Here is a 23,675-nt window from a genome sequence, read left to right on the forward strand (position 1 = left end):
AGGAGCGCTTAGAAATCCAGCCGCTGTTTCAGCTCTTTCGCTTGGCGGCGCGATACCTCCACTTCGGTTCCATCCTGCATTTTTACCATCAGGCCTTCGTTAATCCATTGTTCGATGGAGGCTACATAATCCATGTTGATAATTTGCTGGCGGTTAGCGCGAAAAAATACGCTGGGGTCCAAACGCTCTTCCACATAACTCATGGAGCGAGCGAGCATGGTTTTTTTATCGAGGAAAAATAAACGCACGTAATTGCCTTCCACATTTACCAAACGCAAATCGCTCAGGCGAATAAAATGGCAGTGGTCACCATCGCGCACGAAAATTTGATCGCTTCGGCTCTTTGGTGATTTAATTTCCGGCACGGGTTCAATACGTTGCAACTTTTTTACGCAGCGCTCAATGGCCGGAGTAAGTCGATCTTGCTCAATAGGTTTCAGCAAATAATCCAGCGCGTTAAATTCAAAGGCGCGTACGGCGTGTTGCTCATAAGCGGTAGTGAAAATTACCTGGGGAACGTGATCGATATTTTCCAATACGTCAAAGCCATCGCCATCGGGCAGGTGTATATCCAACAGCACCAAATCCGGTTTGTGTTGATTGATTGCAGCAACCGCGCTGGCTACGTCACTGGCTTCCGCCACAATATTGATGCCGGGAATACTGGATGTGAGTTCAACCAGCTCTTTACGCGCGAGGCGCGAATCATCAACGATTAAAATATTCATAAGGGCATCTCTACTTTCGCGGTAACAATATCTGTACCTATTACCAAATCTAAATAAGCTTTTTCACCAAAGGCGAGTTGCAAACGTTCACGCGCATTGCGTACACCAATCTTGTTGCCTTGATGACTGGTTTGAAATTCAGCAGGTGGATTTTGAACTTTAATTTGCCAGCTTTCATCGTTCACTCGTGCAATATCTATCTGCAAAGCGCCACCTGCGCGACGTGCCGCTATACCGTGTTTAATGGCATTTTCTACCAGTGTTTGTAAAATCATGGGTGGTAGTTTGGCGGTGAGCAGGGTTTCATCTACATTAATCGTAAATTGCAAACGGTCTTCAAATTGTAATGCTTCAAGTGCGAGGTAACCGCGCACCCATTCAAGTTCATCGCGCAGGGTGACCAATTGTTGTCCGTCGTTTTGCAACAAGCCGCGCAAAAGAATGGATAAATCTGTAAGCCCCGTACGTGTGCGTTCGGCATCTTCTCTTACCATTGCTCGCAAATTATTGATGGCATTAAACAAGAAGTGAGAATTAATCTGGCTACGTAAAAATTGCAATTCGTTTTCTTTAAGTTGGGCTTGCAATTGCCAGTGAGCTATTTCTGAGTTGCGGCGCTTTTGGAATTCGGCACGCAGTAAATAAATGGTGCACCATAGGCCGATTAGAATGCAATAATTGATAGTGAAACCCAGAAGTCCACCTGTGCTTACGGGTTGTGCTCCCGACATGATTTTCGGGGTAAATTCGGCCATCAAAAACATAGAGCCTGAAACAATAATTTGAGCAAGCAGGGCTGCGACGGGAATTAACCAAATGAGATGTAAACTAATGTTGAGCAGCGATCTATTTTTTGCGTAAGTTTTATAAAGGTACCGAAATCCGTGGCTGATAAGCCCAAGCACCACGGAGAGCCCAAAAAACATTCCGATCAAAAATGGCGTTAAGTGTGCGCCCCACAATCTCATAAAAAGCAGATTCAAAATAAGGTAGGCGCTCCAGAATAAAACTTGCGCGCGAATGTATTGGGTTGATAACTTTTCCATAGTTCTACTATTCATTAGTAATTATTTTATGTGCGGCCTGCAAATTATTAATTTTCCGCCAGCGGTTTTCCAGGATAAATATAGTTACAGCATAAACACCAATGATAACCGCTGGAATTGCAACAAAGCTGTGCTGCGGAAACAAGTACCATGCCGCGACAATAAGAATGGTACGGCTTAGTACATGGAAAGTGCCCACCCAATGTTGGATTATCCACGAGAAAGGCAACCACATCAAACCCGTTAAAATGCCAAGGCTGAGTGGTAACGAGCGTGGGTCAACCATAAAAAAAGGAATTCCTATGCTGTATACGAGCAGAGCCATTGCTACGCAGCGTAAGAATAAATTATCAAAGGGGTTTTTAGGTTTGGATTTTCTGAAAAAATCCTCACCGGTAACGCGAGATAACAACATGCCCATATAGACAATACTGCCGGTTGCAATAAACAACACCAGCGCTGCAACTTGCGGTGTTACAAAGATATTAATGATGCCAGCGACGAGCCAGCAAAGTGTGCCTGCAAGTGGTACAGCTAGATATCGACGTTGTGAAAATTCTTCGCGGTGTTGGTCAAGGGTGATTGTTGGCGTGTCCATGAAGTTTATTTCCTGTTCGACTTGAAGTTTGAAAGTGCGCGTCCTTGCGCTGGGTGAAATTATTTGCTTAAAAAATCTTTGATTTGTTGATTTACCCAAGTTGCATCGTCCCACATTAAAAAGTGGTAACCCGCTTCAGACATGCGTACATCAACATTTTTTAATTCTGCATATTGCGTTGTAAAAATAGCTTTAGTGGATTCTTTAGTCGCTCCAAAAGATTTGTACGCTGCCCATGCACCGAGCACGAGTGTTGGCGCTTTGATGTCGGCAATGGGTTTGCGCAAGTCAGTCACCATCATGCTATACATTGCGTTCGCCGTTGTAGCGCTGTCGCTGGTTTTTAACCATTCGGTAAGCAAAGGCAGGCGTTCAGGATTGTTGCTCATACCCATAAGATTTTGCGCACCGTATTTCAGGTAGTCTTCGCGTGGTTGATTTAGCATCATGCTGCGCATTTGCTCTGCTTGCGGCTTCATAAGTTCGGCAGTCGCTGCCGGATTTTGAATTGCAGAATAAAAGGGCAGTGCATCAACAATCACTACTTTGCTAATCAGGTCTGGTGAATGTTGCGCGATCATTAAACTGAGTGTGCCACCCAGGCTATGTCCTACCAGGCTTACCTTTTTTAATTTTTTGGTTTGCAAATAGTGTTCAACACGGTCGCGCATGTTGATTAAAAAATCTTTATCGTTTGCTGGCAGTGGCGCTAATCCGGCGAAGCCGGGTAATTGCAGCAGGTGGCATTGGTTAGTCGCTTTTATCGCGTTACATGTATCGTTGAAAACACTCGCGCCGCTGTTAAGCCCGGGGATAAATACTACGGCTGCACCTTTACCTTCTACTTTTGCATCAAGACCTTCAAAAGTTTCGGCGTTGGATTTGTTAGCCACGGACATAGAAACCGCTACCGCGATAATCACTGCAATTAAACCGCCATTCTTTTTACAAAACATGTTGCGCTCCTTTTACCCTGTGGGTGTGTTGAATGAGGTTGTAGATTAAAGCGGCGGTTCGCAATGAGTTTCATAATTCGTGAGAATGGCCGGAATTCCATGGCGAGTGGCGGAAGTCTTTGGCGAGCGGCGGCTTTAAGGAGCGGTCTGTTGGTTGATTTGCGCGAGTATTTCCCCCCAATTCGCAAGCCAACAGCAGTTGTGGTCAGCATTTTTGATGATTTTGATCTGCAATCCCTTGCGCGCCAGCATGGCTTGGGTGATTTCAGGAGGGATGTTGTCGTCTTTGTCGCCCCCGAAATGGAGCTGCTTGCGAGGTAACACATTAACCGGCAGCTCTACCGGGTTAAGCGAATCTTTTAAGGCCGTGTAGTGATGTAAGCGCGCCCAGGCATCTATATCCAAATTACCTGCCAAGGTAACGATTTGGTCCACCTCGCCCATGCGTGCGGCCATAAGCATTGCCAAAGTACCGCCACCGCTGTGGCCGATCAAACTAACTCCCTGTGCCGGATGTTCGCGTAAATACTGGCGCAGCGCCAGGACCATGCTGCTCACTACCTCTTCTGAATAACGCGCGCTTGTCCACAATTTCGAGTCGCACTGTTCGTCTGTCAATGCCGGCAGAGAACGGGAAAAATAGCAGGGTCGGCCGAGATACAAACCTTTGCTAGTGTCGAGTTCCATCAATTTAAGCATCATGGGATTTGATGGGCTTGGATCTTTGGCTATTTGGAATCGACTTGGGAAGGGCACGCCGTCGCCTTCTATATAAACATGCAATCTTGTTGAAGTGCCTGGTTGGCTAAGGGCGAAATGTTTGAAGTTCGCGTTGATAACCGAGGCTCCCTGCGGGGCCGTGAACGGTTGTTGCGGTAAGGTCTGGCAGGCGGCAAGCAAGACTATATTGGCGATTAGGATTAGATAGCGTTGAATCATATTTTTATTGTTCGTCCTTTTTCTTCACTTTAAAGCCAAATTAACTCTGGGTTTCTTTTCCAAAGTTAGACGTACGTCAAAATGACTGCGCTGTCATTTAAGGCATCATGTGTGTAAAATTTGATCATAATGAAGTCTTAGGCGCCAATATCAAGGAAGCTCCTCGCTCTTAAATAACAATAGCATTAACAGGTATTACCATGGATCACGTTTTATCTCTAATTTGGGCTCGGTTTGGTTGTGTTATCACAGTATGTTTAGCCGTTTTTGCGATGGCTGCCTGTAATTCAAACCAGCCGATCAAAGCTGTTTCTACTAAAGCTAGCCCTGCACCCACTACCGCTGATTTATATATTGTGGATTGCCTCTTGCCCGGTCAGGTTCGGCAATTAGGTGGCGGTACCTACCTCACACCGCGTCGTCCCATATTAACTACGGCGGCCGATTGCCGTATCCGTGGTGGTGAATATGTAGCTTATGACAGGGCTAATTACAAAACTGCGCTGCAGGTTTGGTTGCCTACTGCGGAGCAGGGCGATGCCGAAGCGCAAGCCAACGTTGGTGAAATTTTCGAGCGTGGTTTAGGTGGCGAGCCCAATTATGCTGCTGCGTTGATTTGGTATCAAAAAGCGGCTGATCAAGGTAATGCCCGCGCGCAATTTAATTTGGGCACGCTTTACGAGCAGGGGCTTGGCGTCGCTAAAGATAAAATATTGGCGTTGAATTGGTATCGCAAGGCTTGGGGCATTCCCCAGGATAATTTGATTTATCAATCTGCGGCCAACAACGCGCAGGCAGAAGTGCGCGAGCAACTGCAAAAAACACTCGACGAAAAAAATACGCAAATTGGTTTGCTGAATAAACAACTGCAAACTTTGGCCGCAAACAATAAGAAAATCGATGAAGAAGCCAAACGTCAGGCGGAAATGGCGCAATTGAAAAAATGGATAACCGGTATTGATGGTGAACGCGACAAGGTTATAAAAGAAATAAATACCTTGGCGCAAATTCGCGAACCGCAAATTAATAAGGCTGCGATAACAGCAAGCCAAAATAATGCACCTGAAGTCAAAAAAGGCAATTTACAGTTTGGAAAATACTATGCATTGATTATTGCGAATCAGCAGTATGAGCATCTAGATAGTTTAAAAACTCCCCACGCAGACGCCAAGCGCGCAAAACAAATTTTAGAGGACAAGTATGGATTTGAAGTCACTATGGTGTTGGATGGAAACAATAGCACTGTTATGCGTGCAATTAATGATATGGATGCGCGATTAGGCGATACCGATAATCTACTAATTTTTTACGCGGGCCACGGTAGCCGCGTGCAAGCTGGTGGAATAGAAACTGGTTATTGGTTGCCCAGTAATGCTACGCCACCGCCAGATGATACCTTTTGGGTTTCCAATGAATTTGTAAATCGTCACCTCGCCCATTTAAAAGCCAAGCGTGTGTTGGTGGTTGCCGATTCCTGCTACGCCGGTTTGTTGTCTTCTGAACCCGGTTATTTATTTATGGGCGACAAACAAGCCTTCACTGAAGATTATATTCGCTACAAGCTCCCTAAAAAATCTCGTCTACTTTTGTCTTCTGGTGGTGACTTACCTGTATTAGACAATGCTGGTAATGGTCATTCAGTTTTTGCGCGCGCCTTTCTCGATGCCCTGGATTCAACCAAAGGCATTGTGAGCGGACCAGAATTATTTTTAAAAATAAAAGATCAGGTCAGCGAACGCGCCAAAGCGATCAATTTTGTGCAGTTGCCAGAATTTAAGGCGATTAAAGGCACTGGTCACGAAGTTGGCGATTTCTTCTTTGTTCATAAATAAATAACTAAAAAGACAATTCACTACCATGAAAAAAATAACACAAGGTTTGGCGCTCGTCGCTGTTGGGGTTTGTTCGGCACCAGCCCATGCTGGATTAGCGCAATTAATTGACAGTTTTTCTAACGAACTTGAAAACCGCAGTGCGCGAGCTGCTTTGCAAACCTATCAAGATCTTATTGCCAATGCCGGTTGTTTCGATGCAATGCGCGCTCCGGCAATCGTCAGCGCCAATGGTAATACAACACCCACAGCAAGCTGCACGGGGCAAAGCTATCAACTATTTAAAAACGTTCGCGCTATTGTGCATACCGCTAACGAATTAACGAACGATGGTCCCACGCAATTTAGTTTAGGTTTGGATAAACGCGGCTTAGGTTTAGCGCTACGTTGGGATGCAGCAGAAGAGTATTCCGCGCACGGTTCTTTATCCGGAGATTATTTGCGTGGGCAAATTTCCAGTTTAAGTTCGCGGTTAACTGCCCTGCGTTTTGGTGCCCAAGGTTTTCATTTGAATGCAATCGGCTTTTACGATGATCAGTCCCGTTTTGCACAAAATAATGGAATGATCGAAGGCGGTGGTGCAGGTGATGCTGTAGAAGCCTATAGTCCCTGGGGCGGCTTTATAAATTATTCCGCTGCTAAAGGAGCCAAGGCGCCTACGAGTTTGGAAGATGCCTTTAGTTTCAAAGGTAATCAGTTTAATGGCGGGTTGGATTACCGAATTAATTCCAGGTGGGTGGTTGGTAGTTTGGTCAGTTATCTTGATCAGCGTGTAGACTTTGATAGCTCCAAAAGTACAGTGTCGGGGAATGTTGAAGCCTCTGGTTTTAGTGTATTTCCTTTTGTTATGTACCAGCGCGAGTATTTTTACGCGAGTGCGTCTGCAGGTTATCAAGCTTTAAATTTTGACAGCTTGCGCGCTATTCGCTACCCGTCATTAAACCCTGATATTCCCAGTCCAAATACTGAAACTGTTGCGTCAACCGATGCTAAAAACACCTCGTTATTTTTGAGCGCGGGCTACAATTTTTCGTACAAAAATATTAGTTTGGAGCCGTTTGTTAATATCAATGCAACGCAAATAAAAATTGACAGGTTTGTTGAGCGAGATGTAAAAAAATCTGCATTTGATCTTGTCGTGGCGGACCAAAGCATTAATACAACCACAAGCACCCTGGGTGCGAGCTTACGCTATACCTTTACCCCATCTTTTGCGGTTATCACGCCTTACCTAAGTTATGAATTGGTTAAGCAAAGCCAGGATGAGCAACGAACCATAGCTGCCCGCTATGTAAATGCAGCAAGTCAGGCAAATACGTTTGCAGTGCCTACAGATGTGATCGACGATGCCTACAACATAAATACATTTGGTGTTTCTGCTGTGCTTGTAGGTGGGCATCAAAAAACTGTTGATGGTGTGGTTGCTGGTGGCGTGCAAGGTTTCGTGCAATACAAGCAGATAAAAAATCTTGATAACTATAAGGTCGATATTATTGAGCTCGGCTTACGTTACGAATTTTAATTTTTACCCTTATTGATAAATAATTTGAAAGGTTTTGAGTCGGCAATGAAGAGCATAAAAATAATAATTTCCAGGATGATAATAGTGTTTCCTGTGTTGGTATTGTGGAGTTGTGGCGGCGGAGGAAGTGGTAAAGCGGAATTGCCTGCAGATGCAGCACCTGTTGCAGTAGCAGAAGTTTTGGGTGCAAGTCTTAGTGGCGGGCTTGTTAATGTTCGCTCTGGGTCAGATGTTGTGCTAACAGGAGTCAATAGCAAAGGTATTGATGATCCTATTTTACAATATCAATGGCAGCAAATTGATAACTCCGGTTTTAAAGTTGAACTCTACGAGCGTGCAACTAACACTGTTGCTTTCACAGCACCCTCTATACCGCTCAGTAATACCGAAGGTGTAAAACTTAAATTTCGTTTAACGATTACAGATGCCGATGGTGTTAAAGCGACTAATGAAATTGAAACGCTTGTGCAATCAATTAAAGATTCCAACCATTTTTTATCGGTACCCGGTGTTGAAAATAGAATCCAGGCATACATCACTACGCAAAAAGATGATCTTATCGCTAGTGATATTCCAGTAGTCTTGCAGGTAGATGCTATTGCAAAGTGGCCGGGACGCGACGGGAATAACCATGACGCTATTGTAATGAGCAAACGTTTTTCCGGCACTGTTCCCGCCGGAAAAGTAGAAGCGATTAATAGCAGCAATAATTTGTCATTTAGTATTCCCTTGCCAGAACTCAACCTCGATGAAATCAATAAACAATTCAAGGGAGAGTCGCGTTTAGCTCGTTTGGAATTTGAACACTTGCAAGAAGCGCAAATCGCCTTGAGTATTCAGTTGCAGCAGACGGGTGGCGCCACGCTGAGTGTTTATTTAACCGATATAGATGGCGCAGCGGTGCTGGACGTGTCCTCAGTTAAGCAAAAGCTATCCGAAAATCCATCCAACAAAAAAATGTTTAAACCCGTCACCGTCGGTGGTGCTGCTCCGGTTTTAGTTGATGTCGAAAATTTACGCCAGGCACTGGGTTTGGAATCCAAGCTTAGCGCGAACAATTATTATCAATGTATAGATCCGCAAGAAAAAGCCAAAACATTTTCTGGTTGGCTGGCGAGTGCTGGTTTTACCGGCAAAGACGATGGTGATGTAAATACCAAATACATTAACAATTATGATCTTGGCTTCGGCCGGGATATGCACATGCGCAAGGATTCCAGCGGCAATATTTATTCTTATGTGACTAATTACAATACCCTGGAAAATACGCTGAGCAATCGCAATGAGTTTGCCATAGTCGTTATGGAGTATAGCCCGGCACCCTCAGGTGTATGTGGCGATGTAAGTGCTGCAAGTTCGGATAAAAAAATCGTAAAATTTTATGCATATATCCCTGATCAAAAAAATGGCGATTATATTCGTGCGGAGTCCATGAATTTTGACGGACGCGGCGAAAAATATTTACCTGGTGTGTGTACCGCTTGCCACTCTGGTAACAATCACACGAAAGAATTTAATTCCTTAGGGAAAATATCTGCCGAAAATGCTGACCTGGAATCCGGCTTTATGCCCTGGGATCTGGATGCATTTTTATACACCAAGGCGGGCAATGCGCGACTGGTAGATCCCGCTTATGCGGCCTTTGCCAAAAGCGCTGGAATTGCAACGGCAGAGCAAGATAAATACAGCAGGGAAAATCAAGAGGCTTCATTCAAGCTGCAAAACCAAATGGTATTGCACACCATGACTGAAAACGCCAATCGCATTTTGCGTCACGCCCAAGCCATTAAACAATTGCATGGATGGTATGGCGATACGGCTGAGCGCTCGGCAGTAGAGGCTTTGAATTTTGGTGGTGACAGCAAAAATTTACCCGCGGAAGATTTGTTTGCACTGCAACAAAAGTTAAAAACTTTGCCAGGTGGAAAGTTTGATGGTTCCTATATTCCAGCCGCATGGCGTGGCGATAAATCGCAAGAGGCTTTGTACACGGATGTCTATGAGCGTAACTGCCGTATGTGTCATTTATTTACGCCAAATGTGAAATTCGATTTTGATAACTATGCAGAGTTTGTAAATCATCCCTCCTTAAAAAATTATGTTTACGAGCGCGGCCTTATGCCCATGTCGCGTTTAACAATGGACAGGTTTTGGCTAAATTTTAACGGTGGCGATTCCGCTGCAAAAAAATTACGTGAGCATTTAAATGGCGATGCCAGTTCTGCGAATGACGTATCTGAAAAATTAGTGCCTGGGGCTCCTGTCGCTATCATTTTGCCTGACGCAAATACCAGTGCGCCTGCCGATGTGCAAATCGATTTTGATGAAACAATTTCTTTCGACGGTACTACAAGTCTATTTAGTGAAACCTATAAATGGATGCTGGATGATCGGTCGGCTGGAACTGCACGAAAATATAATTTTATCGCCAAGACTCCGGGCGAAAATCATAAGCTGAGTTTGCAAGTTGCGAGCAGCGATGGAGAATCCCCAGCTACCATCAGGCGCATAGCAGTGACTGACCACAAACCAAATATTGCCGACCTGCCAACGCAGTCAGTTATTGAAGGTGCAGAAGTTACTATGAATTTGTATTTATTGCTGTGCCCCAATGCAGCTGTTGATGACAAGGCGTGCCGCGATGTGTTTGGCGATATTCAAAAAGGTAAAACGCCGACGATTCTAATTGGTGATTCTGTTAAGCACGGTGTGATTAAAAATGTGGATGTGGTAAGTGGCAATCTTACTTTCCAATCAACCGAAGCAAAAACGGCGGGCGATGCTGAATTTACCTTGGCTATTAAAGATTCTTTTGGTGATCAATCTGAATTTAAAAAAGTGAGTGTCATTGTCAATTCGCTTGCTGCGCCTACGATTGGCGGACCCGATACATGTAGCTTGTCTGCGCGCACTTCGGTCAATAATGCACAATTTCCTGTTGTGTTTAATTCCGCCAATTGCCCTGATCCAACTGCGAATGATTATGCGGCTAAAGGTTTAGTATTTAAATTAGATTCTGTTGATCCCATCTCCGCAAAAGGTGGAACCCTGAGCGTAAATAATGGACTTATTTCCTATACTCCTCCGTCAGGTTATGTGGGTACAGATTCCTTTAATTACCGCATTCGCGACAATTCCTTTACCAAAAAAATGAGTGAGGGTACTGTCTCAATAACTGTAACCCCCAAAGTTAATTTTTCCTCCATTAGCGCAAGTATCGATTCAAGCTGCCCCGCGTGTCATCGCGTTAACACCAGTGCGCTTGGTCCCAATTGGCGGTTGTATTCAACCTTTTCATCACGCGCTGGAGGATTGGGCTCATCGTTTTTTGCCTATGCATGCGGTGATCCTAATCACTTAGGCGGCAATCGTTTATGCAATTCCGATATGGGTGGTGTGTCGCCTTCCTCAGTGGATCAATTGAATGGCTTTGGTCAAACAATTTTGACCTGGGTTGAAGAGGGCGGGCTAAATAATTAGCGCGTCTTAACGGTTGCGAAAGCGGGGTAGGCGTGTAATTGCTGCAGCTGTTGTTGATAAAAATTGCGCGTCTCGTCGTTATTTGCTGTTGCTAAATTCTCGTTGATAATAGCAACTACTTTGTCGCGCAGTTTCAGCATTTGCGCTTGGGTTTGATGAATTTTATAAGCCTGGTCAATATTAACCACTGCGCCTTGTAAATCGTTAAAACTCATTGCCAGTTCTGCTTCTTGCAGGTATTGGTTAAAAGATGTTTGCGAAGCAATAGGTAAATCCGCAAAAGCTATTTCGTGTTTGCCAAAGTAATGCCAGTAACCAAAGTTGCCGGCGAGCGCAACAATGAGTAAAGCAGCAATGCTGCCAAGCGTTTTAATGCCGCGCCGTGCGAATTTTAATTGTTTTAGGAATTCGCGCGCGGTCTGGATTCTGTTTGTGCGTTTTACGGCAATGCTGCGCAGTAATAATTTGCGTAACAAGGGATTTTTCAGCGGCGGTAGCTCGGGAACTATGGCATCGGCTAAGACTTGTTGCGCATTGTGGCGCTGATAAGGGTGCTGTTTACCAATTAATTCGCAAGCGATAATGCCTAGCGCATAGATATCATCGCTAGGATGAGGCGAATCGAAATTAAGCATTTCCAAACTGCCATACGCAAAAGTTACCGCACCCAAGCGGCCCGCATCAAAATTGTCTTCGTAGATTTCTTTGTTCGCTGCCCGTGCGATACCAAAATCCAAAATCTTTACCGTATTTTTGTCAGTGACAAAAATGTTGGCGGGCTTTAAATCTGAATGAACAATACCTTTGCTGTGTGCATAGGAGAGGCCCTGCGCAATTTGTTGCAGTAAATCCAACTTTTGGGCGAGCGACAGGGAAGTATTCGAATTTTCAATAAACTCGTCGAGCGATTTGCCTTTGAGCTCTTCCATCGTCAGGTAAATTAAATCACCATCCCGATCAAAATCATACACGGTGACTATATTCGGATGTGCAAGCTCCTGTGTTTTGCGCGCTTCGCGTTGAAGGGTTACCAGTGCATGCGGGTGATGCTTGAATTCGTCACCCAATAATTTTAGTGCAACGTAAGGTTTGTTATCTCCCGCTTCTTTTTTGCGTAAATCCAGCGCGCGATAGACCGATCCCATACCGCCTTTGCCTAGCAGTTCGTCCAGCACAAAACGCGCTTTAATAACATCGCCAATGTCTGGACTTTTCTCAGTATTATTTGTTGTGCGGGTTTGTACGTCTGTGTGGTAGTTATGCGTTGCGGCCGCATTGCCAGTTTCAATATTGGGCGCGGAAGAATTAATAACAGTCGCATCTGATGATGCGTTATTAACAAGGGTTGCGTCTGGTGACGTGCTATTAATAAGGGTAGGATCGTTTGTCATTATTGTTTTACGGGCTAGTGATTTTGAGCAGAGTTTAATCACCTGTCATTAAATTATCCAGCGGCAAGGAACGCGTTGCCAACAAGTTTTATTCAACCCCGCATTCGCGCGCAATAAATTCTTTCCACTCAACGATATTGGAATCTTCTGATTCAAACAGGGCCAGGCCGACCAAATATTCGTTGGGATTTTGCCAGGCCTGCAACCATTTTACTTCAGTGATAAGCGTGAATTGCTGGGTGGCATCCTGGTTTTGAATGCAGCTACGTAGAATGCTGCCCGGTGTGAGTTCGCGGTCGGTAATAATACGCAAGCCATTGGCTGAAATATCCAGGCTGCGGCTAACTACTATGACAGGCTCGTTGCCATGTTCGTCGCCTACTTCAAGGAAAACCACGAGCTGCGTTTCCAAACGATATTCCTGGCGCTGTTCTTCATTAGTCATGTGAATTTCTCTGTGCTTGTTATTGTGGTGACTAGGAAATATCTTTACGTAAGCCGCGAATAACTTTTACTAGCTGATCATCAAAGCTGTCGCCGTTATTGAGCAAGCTTAATTGGTTGTCGAGAATCGCTTGCACTAAATGCTCACGTTGTAATTCAGCAACTTTGCGGCCGAGATTATCGACAAAAATATATTTTCCGCTGGCGGCAATAATTACCGCCAGCTTGCAACGCACGGGTTCGTTATTAATAATTAACTCTACCCTTGCGCCTAAATTTAATGAACTGATATTAATGTTGGCCAATTGCACACGTTGTAAGTGTTCGGCTGCTTGCTCAGCTTCCAACTGCAGGCGTACACGTTCCTGTTCCAGCTTTAATTCTGCGGCGCGGCGTGCGCGCTCTTCAGCCAATGCAGCGGCTTCCGCTAGTGCTTTTTGGGCAGCGGCTTGTCGCTCTGCGAGTTTTGCAACAATTTGGCGTTTGGTTTCGGCTTCTATTTCCTGCTTACGTTTTTCTTCTGCTTGCCGCTGCAGTTCTGCATCGGCTAATTCTTTAGCTTGTCGCGCTTGCTCCTGAGCTTGCAATTGGGTTTGTTTGTGTTGAAAAAGATCAACCAGTGCTTGCAGGATTTTTGCAATAGTTTCTTCAATGCTAATTGGCGCTAACTTTTTGGCGATGCCGGTAGAAAGACAAACCGCAAAATCTTTAACACTTTTATTCATGACCTTGCGGCCAGTGTGGTCAACAAATAGCAGTTGATCTATCTCTGTGCTTTTCATTGCGAGCTTGCAGCGAATCATTTGCCCGTGTTCGCCGCTAAATAAAATCCAGTCACCTTCCACCAAATTATGCGTTTGTTGAAGTAAATCGGATGTGACGCGCGTGTTCAAGTTGTTGTGGCCTTCGGGATAACTTAAGGCAACAAAGGCTTCGCATTGAATGCTTTGCTTTTTAATCGCCAGCATCAATTGTTCCGATAGCCCCTCAACCCATTGGCGATAAGTATCGGGGTTGCTGGTGGGAAGTGTAAGGCTGGTTTCCAGTTCGTTTAAAAGCGCGGGAATTGTGCGGTATAGAGATTGTTCATCTTCTTCGCTGCGCTCTTGTAAATTAATCGTGACAAATACTTTGCCCAACATGGGTAGCAAGCGCTGCCATTTTTTCCAGAAAGGGTTTTCACTACCAGCGGTGAAATAGGAGTGCAACAATTCGCTCTTGAGCACGTTTGCAATACCTGCGCTCAAATCCTGCGGGAATAATTTAAATGCTAGCGATGCGTTAATTAAATCCAGCACGCGCGCTTCAGCGCTCATCATTTTAAAATGATTAACTTCTGTTTCGCACAGGCGGGTTTCCAGCATGGCGGCGCGTTTATCTTCGCTATCGAGCCAGCGTTGGAATTCCTGTTGCGCAGTACGCAAGTTATGCAGATCGCCGCGTACGCATACTTGAATAAATTCCGACAATTTTTCTAAAAATTGCTGGCTGATTTTAGAGTCGCGCGCATACCAAATATTGGCGCGGCTAAGGATAAGTTGCAGGGCACTTCGCAGAGGGTGATCGGGATTGCAATAGAATGCATCGTCCTGCGCAATTTGCGGGCTCAATGCGTGTTGCAGTGCGATAAGTTGATGGCTGAGTTCCAAATCAAATTGATCGCCTTTCAACACAAAACTACACAGTTTTTCAGCGGTGGTAGTGCGCAAGCTTGCTACGGGTGATGGTGCAGCGGCTGAGCGAAGTAGTTGTTCCAGCTCGGCAACATTTCCCTGCAGAATGTTTTGAATGCTAAAGTTTGGTTGCATTTAATCGTGTATCACAAAGTCGAAGGGGCTAAAGTTGGCTCTCCGCTGAAGTTGGCTCCCCGTAGTGAGCTGATCCAGGCATTTGCCTAACCATATTGCCTAACTATAGGTTTAATTGGTCCCCCCCGCGAACTTTAGGGAGATTAAATTCCAGCTTCGATAGCACCGCCAACTTGCGTATAATCGCCGGCCACAATTGTCCCTAAGCTCCGCTCTGTTTGAGCTAGCTATTTTTGAGTTCCCTATGAAAATTACTGCGCCCAATTCCAGCCTTTATTCAACTGCCCAGGTTTACGCTTTGGACGCCGCTGCCATCGCCAGCGGTATTCCCGGAATCCAGTTGATGAAGCGCGCAGGCCGTGCGGCCTTTGATTTGTTGACCGAGCGCTTTCCAGCGCCGGAACTCATCAGTGTCTACTGCGGCTCGGGCAAAAACGGTGGGGATGGCTATGTATTGGCCGCCTTGGCTGCCCAGCGCAAGTTTCCGGTACAGGTTATTCAATTGACCCCTGGCGATAAATTAACGGGCGAAGCCCGCGCGGCATACGAGTTTGCGGTACAGGAACAGGTTTCTATCCTTAACTTCGCGCAAGTTGCTGCACCAACTTCCGGCGTGATTGTGGATGCCCTGCTGGGAATTGGTGTGCAAGGCGATGTTCGTCCCGAATTCGCTGCCGCCATCACTCAAATCAATGCCAGCCGTTTGCCGGTTCTGGCCGTGGATATTCCTTCTGGCCTTGATGGCGATACAGGTGCGAGTCACGGCGCAGTGGTTAATGCGGACGTCACCATTAGTTTTATTGGAATTAAGCGTGGCTTGCTCACAGGCCGTGGCCCCGCCGTGTGCGGTGAGATTGTGCTGTCCGATTTGGCGATTCCAGCCGAAATCTACGAACAAGAGGCTGTTCAAACTGAGCAATTACATCTGATTGATTTGTTGGAGTCTCTCCCTCCCCGCGATGCCGACGCCCATAAAGGCCACTTTGGTCATGTGTTGATAATTGGTGGTGATCACGGCTACGGCGGTGCAGTCATTATGGCTGCGGAAGCTGCCGCACGTAGCGGCGCTGGTTTGGTCAGTGTGGCGACTCGCCCTGAACATGTGCCTGCAATTCTTACGCGCTGCCCGGAAATTATTGCTCGCGGTGTAGTGTCTGGCCAGGAACTGGAGCCCCTGTTGGCGCGCGCCACTGTGTTGGTGATTGGTCCCGGTCTTGGTCGTTCACCCTGGTCTGAACAGTTGCTGCAAGTGGCCGCCAAGTCTGGCCTACCTATGGTGGTAGATGCTGACGCGCTTAACATACTGGCGGAAGGGCGGGTCGTTCCCAATTTAGCGCCGCAAGAAAATTGGCTCTACACGCCGCACCCCGGTGAAGCAGGGCGCTTGCTCGGCACGACCAATTCCATCATCAACCAAGACCGTTTTTCTGCTGTGACCAAATTGCATCAAAAACTCGGTGGTGCGGTAATTTTAAAAGGTGCAGGAAGCCTGGTGTTGGGCGAGTCCGGTCTTACTGGCATAGTCACAGCGGGCAACCCGGGCATGGCAACCGGCGGTATGGGCGATGTATTGAGCGGCATTTTAGGTGCGCTTATCGCGCAGGGTTTATCGGTAGAAGAAGCTGCGCAATTGGGCGCTGTACTACACGCGAGTGCTGCAGATTTAGCGGTAGAACAAACCGGCCAGCGCGGTCTGTTGGCAACCGATATCATTCCTTATGTGGCGCAATTGCTGAGCGAATAAAGTGTCATCGACTTCCCAAGAATTTACGCAAGAATTTTATATCGATAACGAAAACGATATGGTCGCGTTTGGCGAGCGCATTGGCCGCAGTTTACGCGCGCAACCCAAATCCCAATGCGTATTTTTAAACGGTGATTTGGGCGCGGGCAAAACAACTTTATCGCGCGGAATTTTGCGCGCATTCGGCCACACTGGCGCAGTGAAAAGTCCCACCTATACCTTGGTAGAAATTTACGAATTTGCCGAGCGCCGCGTATATCATTTTGATTTGTATCGTTTAGGTGACCCGGAAGAATTGGAATACATGGGTATTCGCGATTATTTTTCTGACGGCAGTATTTGTTTAATGGAATGGCCAGAACGTGGCAAGGGAATTTTACCTGAATCCGATCTCTTGATTGATGTAAGCGTACAAGGGGCGGGGCGTAAAATTCAGCTTAAGGCTAAAACTAATTTCGCGTTAGCTTAAACAATATAAACAATTCCTTGCTGTGCTGCCGCGCCGTACTTCTGTATAAATTGCGCAACAATCATTTAATCCAGGCTCTCCTATGAATATTTCTGAATTCCAAATTCTTGCGAACAGCATTGCTGATGAAGTTGGGCGCTTGCTGCCTAAAATTTTAGAAGTTCCGGAAGAATTACAAATCGCTAACGGCAATTGTGTGCTGTGCGTGATGAATGCTGCGGGTGATACAGTTACGCGCATGTACGGCACAAACCCGATTCGCCAACGTCAGGTTGCACAGGTCGCCACAAAAAAGGCGCTGCAAGTTTGGTTAACCGGTTATGCAACGGGCGCTTACGAAAAGTTGGTTTATAACGGCGAGCTGGATACTGAAAAGTTTGGAATTCCGCATCCGGAATTTATTGGTTGGCTTGGTGGGCTTGAAGCAAAAACAGCGAGCGGCGAACGCTTGATTGTAGCCTTTAGCGGTGTGCGCGGTGAAGAAGATCAGGGTGTGTTGCGTCGCGCGGCAGCGAATTTGAAAACTTTTTCAATTGTTGAGCAATAGGCTCTAATCGAATAAGTGCACATAAAAAACGCAGCCGAGGCTGCGTTTTTTGTTTCTAGCAAAGCGAAAAAATTATTCTTCGCTTTCAATCAATTCGCGGTAGTCAGCAGCATCAAGGGCTTCTTCCAATTCGGCCAAATCGTCTGGCTTAACACGGAAGAACCAACCGTCGTCGTAAGGTGATGCATTAACGGTTTCCGGTGCATCTTGCAGTGCTTCGTTAACTTCTACAACTTCGCCAGATACCAAAGAGTAAATGTCAGAAGCTGCTTTAACAGATTCCACGACACCCGCTTCTTCGCCAATTGAAACGCGGCTACCAACTTCCGGGGTTTCTACATAAACCACATCGCCCAAGGCTTCTTGTGCGTGGTCGGTAATGCCGATGGTGACGGTTCCGTCTTCTTCAACGCGTGCCCATTCGTGGCTGCTGAGGTATTTCAATTCTTTGCGGATGTCGCTCATGATGTTTTCCTGTGCTTTTAAAATTGTTCTGATCTGTTCGTTAGATCGTTAAATAGTTTAATGAATCGTTAAACAAGAGCTTTGCCGTTGCGCACAAAATTTGGTGCAACCACATCCACTAATACTTGCTTGCCGCGCATCTCTACATAGCATTGGCTACCCACACTCGCGGGTACGCGGGCCAGGGCAATAGAATAGCCTAAAGTCGGCGAAAAAGTCCCGCTGGTAATCACGCCTTTTTGATCGCTGCCGTCTACAGACACCACTTGCTCGGCGCGCATAACGCCGCGTTCGCGCAATACCAATCCCACTAATTTGAACTCTGCACCGGCACTTTTTTGAGCTTCAATAGCCTTGCGGCCTATAAAGTTGCGCTCAGCCGGTTGCAAGGCGAGAGTCCAGCCCATATTGGCAGCCAGTGGCGACACGCTATCGTCCATTTCATGGCCGTAAAGGTTCATGCCGGCTTCCAGGCGCAAGGTGTCACGCGCGGCCAAACCGCAGGCAGGTACGCCAGCTTTATTGAGCGAATTCCAGAAAGTTTCGACTTCTGCATTGGGGAGCATGATTTCCAAACCGTCTTCGCCGGTATAGCCGGTGCGGGCGATAAACCATTCGCCTTCCGGCAAACCCTGGAAAATTTTCAGGCTATCAATAAGCGCAGCGCGCGCTGGTGATACTACGGTTTTGGTGAGTTCAATGGCCTTTGGGCCTTGAATCGCAACCATCGCCAAGTCATCGCGCTCTGTCAGTTCAACGTCAAAATCGGCGGCGATTTTGGTCATCCAGGCCAGGTCTTTTTCGCGGGTCCCGCAGTTGACCACAGTCCTAAACCAAGCTCCCGATGCATTCTGGGGCATGTTGTAAACGATCAAATCGTCGATCACGCCGCCATCGGGGTTCAACATACCGCTGTAGAGCGCCTTGCCAGGAATCGCTTCAATTTTGGCGACGTCATTCGCCAGCAAATACTGCAGGTAGGCTTTAGCGTCCTCGCCTTTAACATCCACCACGGTCATGTGGGATACGTCGAACATCCCGGCGTTTTGGCGCACGTGATTGTGTTCTTCGATTTGTGAGCCGTAATGCAAAGGCATATCCCAGCCGCCAAAGTCGACCAGCTTGCCGCCCATAGCTTGGTGGGTGGCGTAAAGCGCGGTTTTAAAACCCATGAATGCCTCGATATCAATTTCAATAGGAAGGGGAGGGGAAAAGGCCGCTATTCTAACGGCGCGGCGGGTCTTCTGCCAGTTGAATCCGGCAGAATCCCAAGGTTGGATGCTATCGCGGCGCGCTCGAAGAAGTCTTTGAATCGGAGGTCGAGGAATCCGGGTGCGTTGAGTCGTAAGTTTCGGGGTTAAACCAAAAGTGCTCAAATTTGCGATAGGTTTCATCGCTCATGTAGGGGTTCTTAATGTGGATAACATGGCGATTTTTTAAGTTGGCTTTCGCAATCAACTCGCCGTTGAACTCTTCAAACAGCTTATCAAAACTGCCGTCGCGCAACATAGCCTCAAGCCCATGTTGAATGTCTTGTGCGAGTACTTTATTGGCTTGGCTGACATGGTAAAAATAGGCAATGGGGTAATGCAGTACCAGGTTTTTTTCAATCACCACATTACTCAGCATGGATTGCTGGTTTTTCTGCTCGGACCAAATCTCGGAGATGGAGCGGGGGAAATAATTAAAACGCTTGGACATGAGCATTTTAAAGGTGCCGTTGTAGGTAGGCGTCTCCACTATATCAAAATGATTGGCGCGCAAAATTGAAGTGTCGTGCCAATATTTCACCTGCCCCAAGGGAATTTTTTTCAGTTCGGCCTCAGTGGTAGTTTTTGAAAACAGCGGCTGGTCTTCTTTATTGATGAAAAAAATCCGCCAGCCAATCAGTCCCTTATCAATCGGTATTTCAATCGCCATTAAACGCTTGTCCACCTCCGGGCCCGGCGCGTCCCAAAGTACGTCGATTAACCCATCAACCACCATTTGCATTTGGCGCGCATGAGTTGCACCACGAACCCGCACCACCGCTTTGTAAGGCTTACCGGAACGGGCGAGTGATTGTTTTAGCAGCTCGATAAAGAACAGGTTGCGATCATCCTGAATGCCCACAGAATCGGTGCCGGTATAACCCACTTCTATAACGTCTGCTGCCGCGCAGGGAAGCGCGAGCACGCACGACAGCAGCGCTGCAAACAGCAGGCTTCTGCGCAAATAAGAAAATGGTCTTGGCGGATTTATCATGGTTTATTGTTCTACCAATGTTTTAAGGTGTATAGGAGTATAGCCCCCTGTTTGTATACATGTTAGCCGAATCAGTTTTGGCACTAAACCCTGGTAGTTGTTGTCTGTTTATTGAATAAATGAAATCGTTTTTTTCGTTTAGCGCTGCAGCTGCGTTGCAGGCTATAAGCGGAGCGACAAAAAGGTATACTGCGGTCATCCAACCCATGAAGGAGTGCACAGATGAAAGTGAAATCTGTATTAAAAATAACCGGATTTATATTTGCGTTTTTAATTGGCACCATTATTATTTTGGCGCTGGTGGTAGACGCCAATACATTTAAACCGCGCATTCAAGCGCTTGCAGCTGAGCATGGTGTAGTGCTCAACATGCGCGGTGATTTACGTTGGGCTTTTTGGCCAGCAATTGGTTTGGCTGTGAATGAAGTTTCAGTGGCCGATAGCGATACTCCCCAGGCAATTTTGGCCGATGTTAAAAAAGCCAGCTTCCTCGTTGCTTTCGTTCCACTGATCGGTGGCGATTTACAAGTCAAACATGTGCTGGTTGATGGCGCCGTGATAAATCTTTCTGTTAACGAACAGGGCGTGGGCAATTGGGAAAATATTCTCAAGAAAAAAGATGCATCCACTGGCGCCCCGCAAACTGCGGGAGCAACAACAGATAAAAAAGATCTCAAATTATCGATCGAAAAAATCAGCCTGCACGATAGTCAGGTTACTTACACAGATTTGGGCAAAGGCAGCCAACTCGCGCTTAAAAATATCAACGTGGATATGAAAGATGTCAATCTCAAAGGTTCACCCTTTGAAGTAAATGCCGCGTGGGATACGCTCCTAACTCAAACAAAAACTAACCAAACCAAAACCAACCATGAACAGGCGAAAGATCCACTGCAAATCAACACAAAATTGCGCAGCAGTGTGGCTGTTGGTGAAGGATTAAATTCATTGGTGTTGGATAAAGGTGAAGTGGAATTGGCGATTCGCGCAAAAGATTCCACCAATCTTAAAATTCAATATTCACTAAAAGCCAATGACCTTAAAAATAATCTTAGCTATCAAGGCAAGCTGGAAATACCCACGCTAAATGCCAAACAATTGATCGCAGCTTTTGGTGTGCCTTACAAAACCGCAAATGAAAAAGCTTTAACAGATATAAATTTTGCAGCCGAACTCTCTGGCACAAAAAAACAAATTGCCTTTAATAATGTGAAACTGAAAGTGGATAACACCCACCTTAATGGTCGCTTGGCAGTTACCGATTTCACCGCGCTGGCTATTGATGCAGATTTGCAAGGCGATACCATAAATGTGGATGACTACCTCGCACCGCCGCTCCCACCAGTTGTACCCGACGCAGCGGGCAATGCACCGGCACCTGCAGCCGTAGCGGTAACGGGCGATGAACCCTTGGTGCCGGTAGAATTATTGCGCAAGCTTAACGGCCAAGCCAAAGTCGCATTTAACAGCGTTGTGTTCGCAAAAATGCAACTGGAAAAAGTGCTCTATGATGTGGATGCCAAGCAGGGGCTTATCCAGCAAACCGCTAATGCCAATGTTTATTCTGGCAGCATTCACGCAAAAAATACGGTAGATGCACGCAACGATAAAGCACAGCTGCGTTTTGAAACCATCGTAAAATCCATTGACCTTGCACCGCTCATGAAAGCCAAAGGCTTTGATAAAAAAATGCAGCTTACTGGTCATATTCACGCCAACGCTAGCGGCCAATCGGTTGGCAACACGCGCAATCAAATATTGGAAACCCTTACCGGCAATTTTAATTTCTCCGGTGACCAGGTACGCATAGCGCCGCTAAATGTGGAGCAGCAATTTTGTAAAGCGGTAACCTTGATAACGCAGGAAGACCTATCGCAAACTACCTGGAACACTTTTACCGAGTTACAAAAGTTATCGGGCAAAGCGACCATCGCTAAACGCGTGGTAACCGTGGAAGATGTGAGTGCTAATGTGGAAAAATTATTGCTCGGCACCAAAGGTACAATTAATTTGGCTAACGGTAGTTATGATTTCTTGCTGCCACTTAAATTGAACCGCGACGCAAAGGATACGCCCACAAGCATTATCACCAGCGCGCAAGGCTGTAAAGTCACCAGCAACTATTGGGTAGAGCGCAGCTTGACCTTATTACGTTGTAAAGGTGCTTACGCACAAATGGATCCCGCGAAAGATTGCCGCCCGGATAAAGACCAATTAAATGGTTTAATCAAAGATTATGCTGCCTATAAGTTAAAAGAAAAACACGGCGCAAAAATCGAAGAGAAGAAATCTGAGCTAATGAAAAAACTGGATGAAAAACTCGGCGGCGAAGGCGCAGCGCAAAAAGCCAAAGATACACTCAGAAATTTATTTAAAAAGAAAGAAGACAAAACTCAATAATGACAACTCAATTTTCGCAGTCAGTTTTAAAGTGGTTTGATAAACACGGTCGTAAACATTTGCCCTGGCAGCAAGACATCACGCCATATCGCGTGTGGTTGTCAGAAATTATGTTGCAACAAACGCAAGTGGCGACCGTGATTCCCTATTTTGAACGCTTCACCAAAAAATTCCCCACCGTGCAAAAACTCGCGGCGGCACCTATTGATGAAGTTTTACATTTATGGACCGGTTTAGGCTACTACGCTCGTGCGCGCAATTTGCATCGCTGCGCAAAAACAGTTGTTGAACAATACGGCGGTGAATTTCCCGGCACTGTAGAAGAGCTTGCAGAATTAACTGGTATTGGTCGCTCAACGGCAGGTGCAATTGTTAGCATCGCGTTTCAAAAGCGCGCCGCAATTTTAGACGGCAACGTCAAGCGCGTGCTCGCACGTTACCGCGCAATTGATGGCTGGCCGGGGCAAACCGATACGCTAAATCAGTTATGGGAAATTGCCGAAGAATACACACCCGCAAAACGCAGTAATCATTACACTCAAGCCATGATGGATTTGGGCGCAACTGTGTGCACGCGCAGCAAACCCAAATGCGATCAGTGCCCGCTGCAATCAGGTTGCATCGCCTACGCGCAAGGCGAGCAAACGCGTTACCCTGGCAAAAAACCGAAAAAAGAATTGCCCGAAAAATCTATCCAGCTATTAATGTTCCGCAATCCCAATGGCGAAATTTATTTGCAACAGCGCCCACCGCAAGGCATTTGGGGCGGCCTCTGGAGCTTTCCCGAATTAGCCATAGATGCCGATGCCGAAACCCACGCGCAAGACCAATTCGGCAAAGTGGCGCATGCCGAAGTTTGGAACAGCTATCGCCATACGTTTAGTCACTACCATTTGGATATCACGCCCGTACTTATCCAACTCGCCAAAGCCCCGCGCGCTGTTGCCAGCGGCGGCCATCATTGGTACAGCCTGCATGAGCCAGAAGCCCTGGGCTTGGCCGCACCCGTGAAAAAGCTACTGGAAAAACTCAGCCAGTTAGATCCGTTAAGGTGATCGCTAT

19 protein-coding genes are annotated in these 23,675 nt (G+C 46.4%); 8 read left to right on the top strand and 11 right to left on the bottom strand.

Going from position 1 to position 23,675, the window contains the following annotated elements; translation table 11 throughout:
• Positions 1 to 8: 8 nt before the first annotated feature.
• The 5 genes from IE104_RS10870 to IE104_RS10890 form a co-directional block, all read right to left on the bottom strand.
• Entirely contained in the window at positions 9 to 728 is a 720-nt protein-coding gene (locus tag IE104_RS10870) for a LytR/AlgR family response regulator transcription factor (protein WP_189418487.1), read from the bottom strand.
• Positions 725 to 1,774 carry a sensor histidine kinase gene (locus IE104_RS10875; protein WP_189418489.1) on the bottom strand — a complete coding sequence of 350 codons (1,050 nt, stop codon included), beginning with the start codon at positions 1,772 to 1,774 and terminating at the stop codon, positions 725 to 727. Before IE104_RS10875 ends, IE104_RS10870 begins: the two co-directional genes overlap by 4 nt.
• Positions 1,775 to 1,781: 7 nt before the next feature.
• A complete protein-coding gene (locus tag IE104_RS10880) occupies positions 1,782 to 2,372 on the bottom strand; it encodes a DUF7010 family protein (protein WP_189418491.1) in 591 nt (196 codons plus the stop codon).
• Between the two features lie 59 nt (positions 2,373 to 2,431).
• On the bottom strand, positions 2,432 to 3,328 hold the full coding sequence (locus IE104_RS10885) for an alpha/beta fold hydrolase (protein ID WP_189418493.1): 897 nt from the start codon (positions 3,326 to 3,328) through the stop codon (positions 2,432 to 2,434).
• A gap of 135 nt (positions 3,329 to 3,463) precedes the next feature.
• Positions 3,464 to 4,267: an alpha/beta hydrolase gene (locus IE104_RS10890; RefSeq protein ID WP_189418495.1), complete on the bottom strand. Its 804-nt coding sequence runs from the start codon at positions 4,265 to 4,267 to the stop codon at positions 3,464 to 3,466.
• 200 nt (positions 4,268 to 4,467) lie between these two features.
• On the opposite strand from IE104_RS10890, the gene IE104_RS10895 reads away from it, so the two are divergent.
• The 3 genes from IE104_RS10895 to IE104_RS10905 all read left to right on the top strand — a co-directional run bounded on the left by IE104_RS10895 (position 4,468) and on the right by IE104_RS10905 (position 11,101).
• Positions 4,468 to 6,099, top strand: a complete 1,632-nt coding sequence (locus IE104_RS10895; RefSeq protein WP_189418497.1) for a caspase family protein — start codon at positions 4,468 to 4,470, stop codon at positions 6,097 to 6,099.
• Positions 6,100 to 6,124: 25 nt separating this feature from the next.
• A complete protein-coding gene (locus IE104_RS10900) occupies positions 6,125 to 7,621 on the top strand; it encodes an autotransporter outer membrane beta-barrel domain-containing protein (RefSeq protein WP_189418498.1) in 1,497 nt (498 codons plus the stop codon).
• Between the two features lie 84 nt (positions 7,622 to 7,705).
• A complete protein-coding gene (locus IE104_RS10905) occupies positions 7,706 to 11,101 on the top strand; it encodes an Ig-like domain-containing protein (RefSeq protein WP_189418500.1) in 3,396 nt (1,131 codons plus the stop codon).
• Here the strand turns inward: IE104_RS10905 and IE104_RS10910 are convergent.
• From IE104_RS10910 to IE104_RS10920, 3 genes are all read right to left on the bottom strand, one after another.
• A complete protein-coding gene (locus tag IE104_RS10910) occupies positions 11,098 to 12,492 on the bottom strand; it encodes a serine/threonine-protein kinase (protein ID WP_189418502.1) in 1,395 nt (464 codons plus the stop codon). The genes IE104_RS10905 and IE104_RS10910 overlap by 4 nt on opposite strands.
• Positions 12,493 to 12,580: 88 nt before the next feature.
• A complete protein-coding gene (locus IE104_RS10915; RefSeq protein WP_189418504.1) occupies positions 12,581 to 12,937 on the bottom strand; it encodes a PilZ domain-containing protein in 357 nt (118 codons plus the stop codon).
• Positions 12,938 to 12,968: 31 nt separating this feature from the next.
• Positions 12,969 to 14,744: a DUF1631 family protein gene (locus tag IE104_RS10920; protein WP_189418506.1), complete on the bottom strand. Its 1,776-nt coding sequence runs from the start codon at positions 14,742 to 14,744 to the stop codon at positions 12,969 to 12,971.
• Between the two features lie 244 nt (positions 14,745 to 14,988).
• Between IE104_RS10920 and IE104_RS10925 the strand changes: the two genes are divergently transcribed.
• The 3 genes from IE104_RS10925 (at position 14,989) to IE104_RS10935 (ending at position 17,504) form a co-directional block, all read left to right on the top strand.
• A complete protein-coding gene (locus IE104_RS10925; RefSeq protein WP_189418508.1) occupies positions 14,989 to 16,488 on the top strand; it encodes an NAD(P)H-hydrate dehydratase in 1,500 nt (499 codons plus the stop codon).
• Between the two features lie 58 nt (positions 16,489 to 16,546).
• Entirely contained in the window at positions 16,547 to 16,957 is a 411-nt protein-coding gene (gene tsaE, locus IE104_RS10930; RefSeq protein ID WP_189419607.1) for a tRNA (adenosine(37)-N6)-threonylcarbamoyltransferase complex ATPase subunit type 1 TsaE, read from the top strand.
• Positions 16,958 to 17,039: 82 nt separating this feature from the next.
• The gene (locus tag IE104_RS10935) at positions 17,040 to 17,504 is read left to right on the top strand and encodes a hypothetical protein (protein WP_189418510.1); all 465 of its coding nucleotides are present in this window, start codon (positions 17,040 to 17,042) and stop codon (positions 17,502 to 17,504) included.
• A gap of 72 nt (positions 17,505 to 17,576) precedes the next feature.
• Here the strand turns inward: IE104_RS10935 and gcvH are convergent, their stop codons facing one another.
• The 3 genes from gcvH to IE104_RS10950 all read right to left on the bottom strand — a co-directional run bounded on the left by gcvH (position 17,577) and on the right by IE104_RS10950 (position 20,213).
• The gene (gene gcvH / locus IE104_RS10940; RefSeq protein ID WP_189418512.1) at positions 17,577 to 17,969 is read right to left on the bottom strand and encodes a glycine cleavage system protein GcvH; all 393 of its coding nucleotides are present in this window, start codon (positions 17,967 to 17,969) and stop codon (positions 17,577 to 17,579) included.
• A gap of 68 nt (positions 17,970 to 18,037) precedes the next feature.
• Positions 18,038 to 19,141, bottom strand: a complete 1,104-nt coding sequence (gene gcvT, locus IE104_RS10945) for a glycine cleavage system aminomethyltransferase GcvT (RefSeq protein WP_189418514.1) — start codon at positions 19,139 to 19,141, stop codon at positions 18,038 to 18,040.
• Between the two features lie 109 nt (positions 19,142 to 19,250).
• On the bottom strand, positions 19,251 to 20,213 hold the full coding sequence (locus IE104_RS10950) for a transporter substrate-binding domain-containing protein (RefSeq protein ID WP_189418515.1): 963 nt from the start codon (positions 20,211 to 20,213) through the stop codon (positions 19,251 to 19,253).
• A 222-nt stretch (positions 20,214 to 20,435) separates the two neighbouring features.
• On the opposite strand from IE104_RS10950, the gene IE104_RS10955 reads away from it, so the two are divergent.
• Complete coding sequence (locus IE104_RS10955; protein ID WP_189418517.1) at positions 20,436 to 22,613, top strand: AsmA family protein; 2,178 nt, start codon at positions 20,436 to 20,438, stop codon at positions 22,611 to 22,613.
• A complete protein-coding gene (gene mutY / locus IE104_RS10960) occupies positions 22,613 to 23,668 on the top strand; it encodes an A/G-specific adenine glycosylase (RefSeq protein WP_189418519.1) in 1,056 nt (351 codons plus the stop codon). Before IE104_RS10955 ends, mutY begins: the two co-directional genes overlap by 1 nt.
• The last annotated feature ends 7 nt before the right edge of the window (positions 23,669 to 23,675 follow it).

The sequence above is a fragment of the Cellvibrio zantedeschiae genome (assembly GCF_014652535.1).
Lineage (GTDB): Bacteria > Pseudomonadota > Gammaproteobacteria > Pseudomonadales > Cellvibrionaceae > Cellvibrio > Cellvibrio zantedeschiae.